The sequence below is a fragment of the Flavobacterium sp. genome (assembly GCF_040382755.1).
Lineage (GTDB): Bacteria > Bacteroidota > Bacteroidia > Flavobacteriales > Flavobacteriaceae > Flavobacterium.
In genome coordinates this window covers 1-3,174 of sequence record NZ_JBEIET010000176.1, presented here as the reverse complement: position 1 = coordinate 3,174, position 3,174 = coordinate 1, and the positions used below count along the sequence as shown (strand labels likewise).

The 3,174-nt window shown below is 35.1% G+C and carries 3 protein-coding genes; all 3 read left to right on the top strand.

The features are described 5' to 3' along the window. The first annotated feature begins 87 nt into the window (after positions 1 to 87). Complete coding sequence (locus ABWO04_RS10745) at positions 88 to 1,251, top strand: class I SAM-dependent rRNA methyltransferase (protein ID WP_353079700.1); 1,164 nt, start codon at positions 88 to 90, stop codon at positions 1,249 to 1,251. 141 nt (positions 1,252 to 1,392) lie between these two features. Further along, the gene (locus tag ABWO04_RS10740) at positions 1,393 to 2,550 is read left to right on the top strand and encodes a serine hydrolase domain-containing protein (protein ID WP_353079699.1); all 1,158 of its coding nucleotides are present in this window, start codon (positions 1,393 to 1,395) and stop codon (positions 2,548 to 2,550) included. Positions 2,551 to 2,552: 2 nt separating this feature from the next. Next, a partial coding sequence (locus tag ABWO04_RS10735) for a 3'-5' exonuclease (protein WP_353079698.1) occupies positions 2,553 to 3,174 on the top strand: 622 nt, incomplete at its 3' end.

Sequence of the window (3,174 nt, the reverse complement as noted above, 5' to 3'; positions counted from 1 at the left end):
GGTTGTTGCGTAACTAATTTTTCAATTATAAAAATTTTATACTGACCTAACCGGTGTCAAAAAACGGGTAGGTCTTTTCAAAGTAATATGAGAGCAAAAGTAATTCTAAAATCAGGTAAAGAAAAATCCATTCAACGTCGTCATCCTTGGATTTTCAGCGGTGCGGTGTATGGCGTAAGTCGGGAAATAAACGATGGCGAAATGGTAGATGTAGTGGATTCAAAAAACCAACATTTAGGCACAGTCTATTTCAGTGATAAAGGAAGTATTGTAGTTCGTATTTTGACGTTTGGCGACGAAACTTTCTCTGAATCTTTTTGGAAAGACAAACTACAATCGGCTTGGTATTTACGTACTCAATTATTGGATTTTGAAGTTACCAATGCGTTCCGTGTCATTCACGGAGAAGGTGATGGAATTTCGGGATTAATTATTGATTATTACGATAAAAATTGGGTAATTCAAGCCCATTCAACGGGAATTTTTCTTCAAATGGAGCAAATTGCCGAAGCAATAAAATCGAATTTTTCCGAGTATTGCGAAACCATTTATTGCAAAAGTGCAGGCACGTTACCGAATACAGGAACCGATTATTTCTTATTTGGAAACAAAGCCGAAACGGTTGCGAAAGAGAACAACATTTTATTTTCTTTAAATTGGGTAGAAGGCCAAAAAACAGGTTTCTTCTTGGATCAACGCGACAACCGAAAATTATTAGGAGAATTCTCAAAAGGTAAAAAAGTACTAAATACGTTTTGTTACACAGGTGGATTTTCTATTTATGCTATGAACGCTGGAGCAGAATTAGTTACTTCGGTAGATATTTCTCAAAAAGCGGTTGATTTAGCAGCAAGTAATATGGAATTGAACTTTCCAAAAGCCAACCATAGAGCAGTAGCTGACGACGTGTTTAATTTTATGAAAGAACACACGCAGCAATACGATGTTATTGTGTTAGACCCTCCCGCTTTCGCGAAAAGCATTAAAAGTAAACATACCGCAACACAAGCGTACAAACGTTTAAACATTGCAGGTTTAAAAGCTTTAGCGCCTAACGGCATATTATTTACGTTTTCGTGCTCGCAAGTCATTGACGATGTGTTATTTTACAATACCGTTGCCGCAGCAGCCATAGAAACAGGAAGAAATATAAGAGTGTTACACAAATTAGAACAAGGCCCAGATCACCCAACCAATATTTACCACCCAGAAGGACATTATTTAAAAGGATTGGTGTTGTTTGTGGAGTAGGTTTTAGTGTTCAGTAATTTGTATAAAAATAACCCTTATTGGTTAAAGTTCCCTATTTCATTGTTACTTACAAATTTTTTCATTAGAAAGAAACAATAACATTATAATTTTTATTATATTGCTTATCAAATCTTTTGCCCTATGAAACGGTTACTTACCTTCTTTAAATGGTTTTTTATAAGCTGTGTTGGCTTCATACTTATCTTGTATGTGTTTGATGTAGATTATTTGCTTCGTGCCGTAAAAACCATTTATTTAAAAGGACATACCACTGCATTTTTAGAAGATTATAAAGAATTTCCAAATCGTACCATTCAAAAAGGGACGGCTCAACCTTGGGCGGTTTCTAAAGATTACAATAGCGTTCCCGCTACGGACAAATTAAATACGACTCACAAAAATTTACAAACCGTAGCGTTTTTAATCATAAAAAACGATAGCATTTGGCATGAAAGTTATTTTGAAGGGTACACAAACACCTCAAAAAGCAATTCTTTTTCTATAGCAAAAAGTATCGTTTCAGCTGCTTTAGGTAAAGCCATAATGGAAGGAAAAATTAAAAGTTTAGATCAAAAAGTTACCGATTTTTTCCCAAAATTAAAAGGCAAATTTGCCAAAGAAGTTACCGTAGGTGATTTATCATCTATGGCATCTGGGTTAAGTTGGGACGAAAAATACTACAGTCCGTTTTCTATTGTAACTCGTGCGTATTTTGACGACCATTTAAAAGAGGTTATTTTAGGATTAAGTATCAAAGACAAGCCAGGGCAAAAATTTAATTATTTAAGCGGTGCTACTCAATTATTAGCCATGTGTATTGAAAAAGCTACTGGTGAATACCTTTCTAATTATGTGTCTGAGCATTTTTGGAAACCTATGGGTGCAGAAAACGATGCGCTTTGGCAATTAGACGAAGCCGATACCGGAATTGAAAAGGCGTATTGTTGTATTGCCAGTACGGCTCGAGATTTTGCTCGTTTTGGAAAATTATACAAACAAAATGGGGTTTGGAATGGCAAGCAAATTTTACCACGCTCGTTTGTGGAAAAATCATTGCAACCGCGTTTTTCCGATAGTCCAGAATATGGTTATGGATGGTGGTTGCATCAAATAAACGGAAAGAAAATATATTACATGCGAGGACATTTGGGTCAATTTGTGATTGTCTTGCCAGAAGATGATGTTATTATTGTGCGATTGGGGCATTTAAAAGGCAAACAAACGACAACTGATCCTCATAGTAACGATTTGTATGTATATGTAGAAGAAGCTTTAAAAATGATTAATAAAAAGAAATAAATATGTTAGACACCATTCAATTAAACAATATTTTATTTTTAGATATTGAAACGGTTCCAGAAATGGAACATTTTTCGGAATTAGACACGGATTTTCAGGAACTTTTTGCACACAAAACCCAATACCAAAGAAAAGATGAGGTTTCACCAGAAGAATTTTACGAAAGAGCCGGCATTTGGGCTGAGTTTGGTAAAATTGTTTGTATTTCTGTAGGTTATTTTACGCAAAAAAGTGGCGAACGACAGTTTAGAGTCACCACGTTTCAAGGAGATGAAGAACGTTTGTTATTGGATTTTTCTAATTTGATAAACAATCATTTTAATTTGCCACAACACGTGATGTGCGGACATAATGTAAAAGAATTTGATTTTCCATATATCGCCCGACGTATGTTAATTCACGGGATTAAAATTCCTGCTAAATTGAATTTAATGGGTAAAAAGCCTTGGGAAGTGCCGCATTTAGACACGTTAGAATTATGGAAATTTGGCGATTATAAACACTTCACCTCTTTAAAATTATTAACGAAAGTGTTGGGTATTCCTTCTCCTAAAGATGATATTGATGGAAGTGAAGTAGCAAACGTTTTCTACAAGGATAAAGATATCGACCGAATTGCAACCT